This is a genomic window from Gynurincola endophyticus (assembly GCF_003991195.1).
GTDB lineage: Bacteria > Bacteroidota > Bacteroidia > Chitinophagales > Chitinophagaceae > Gynurincola > Gynurincola endophyticus.
In genome coordinates, this window is sequence record NZ_RCWL01000019.1 from 1 (window position 1) to 1,777 (window position 1,777).

The window sequence follows — 1,777 nt, forward strand, 5'->3', positions numbered from 1 at the left end:
AATGAACGGAAGATAAAAGAGTGTGAATTAAAAAAATGATGAGTCTATTTATTAAGATACATTTTTTTCTTCATTTTACCAAATACACTTTCCTACCGCTATACAATAGAAAAACCGCTATATTATAGCGGTTTTAAAATTACTTATTACGAAAATGAGTGTTTGGTTAAGCACCGGACACAGTCCGGCGCGAGAGTGGTGTATCTAATGATTTTACTCCAATTTAGGATTATGGAAACTTCAAATTAAGAGTCCAGTAAAGAAAAAGATGGAATAAATTCTTTAATCCAATTGAGTGAAAACCCTTTATTTACCAGATTATTTAGAACCTTTAAACTATCTGATGAAGAATATTTAACTCCAAACATTTTGCTTCTGTCACATCGATTATAATGGATCAAGAAAGTAAGAAAGTCTTCAAAACAGTGGCATAACTGCTCGCTCTGCTCATAACTTTGATCAAATATATAAATACCCTCTTCGGCTTCTTTATAACAAAAGTTATAGAAATCATTATATGTTGCAAACTCTCGATAATTACCCTCCATCTCGAATATTGTAGTAGAAAAATTAATCTGTCCAATACCAATACTACTTATATTCGTAGCATAAATTAAATTATCAAGAACACTTTCAGTATTATCATATTCGCCTGTCATTTTTAGCACCATATTTTCTTGATATTTTTTTAATTTTTCGGTACTGTAATCAACTTTTACAGACCTAAATTTTCCCTCCAATTGACTTATTGTAGGCAAGGATAGGTTAAACTCCTCTATAAAATATTTCATTTTTCATAATTTACATTATTTCTTTCTTCTTTTGACCTTTTGTACTATGAGATTTTACATTCCCATTTAAATCATAAATAGTAGTTTGCTGATACCCACTTTTTTCTTGATATTGAGTACCATATCCAACAGGATTCACACCAATAAATTTACCTTGTTCTTTATTCCATTCGTGAGATCCATATATCCAAAAATTAGCAGTTGCAGATATATCATCTTTTCGTAAAGAAGTTATAGTAAAATATAGCCCAGACTCAGCGTTTTTATAAGTCCTTCCTACTACAGTCATCTTTCCAAATTGATTTATCGTAGCATCAGGATTATCAGTTAACAATCCTGAAAACTCAGATCCAATATTTGTCATTACATTAGTCATGCCTTTAAAAAATCGACCAAACTTATTAGATATTTTAATACCCGAAGCATTCTTTTGTACAGGAATTTTCTTATGCTCAGACCTTGTTACCGGAGTGGCGACCCGACTTTGATTTATATGGTGATGATCAATTACTTCTCCAATTTTCAGACCTGTAACATCAAATCCTGAATTTTCTAAATGAGCACTGAGTGCACCTGTGAATATTGGAGATCTACCTTCTACTAAAACCCTATCCCTATTCCATGAATCTAAGAATTTCGGATATTTCTCGATCACTTTTTCCCAGAAAAACAAATTATTAACAGGGTATCCATGTAAATTATATGTTGTATTTACTACTAAACCACTTACACCTGTATATTTTAAAGGAGTTGGAGACATGTCTATATTAATGTCTAGAAATCTCTTTATAGCATTATATTCTTCAGCACCATCAAGATCAATATTTAATATTGGACTATTCCCCGAAAATTGATAAGGTGTATAATGTGGAAAACCTTTTGTCAACGGATCCACACTCAAAAACTTACCCAACCTCGGATCATAAATCCGCATGCCGTAATCCTGCTGGTTGCCTGCACCCTTGAGCTCATCATCATTCTCCTTG

At 32.2% G+C, this 1,777-nt stretch carries 2 protein-coding genes; both read right to left on the bottom strand.

Annotated elements, in window-relative coordinates:
• Positions 1-245: 245 nt before the first annotated feature.
• Entirely contained in the window at positions 246-791 is a 546-nt protein-coding gene (locus tag D9O48_RS18650) for a hypothetical protein (RefSeq protein WP_126974514.1), read from the bottom strand.
• A gap of 10 nt (positions 792-801) precedes the next feature.
• The coding region (locus tag D9O48_RS18655) for an RHS repeat-associated core domain-containing protein (RefSeq protein ID WP_317127868.1) at positions 802-1,777 on the bottom strand (976 nt) is incomplete at its 5' end.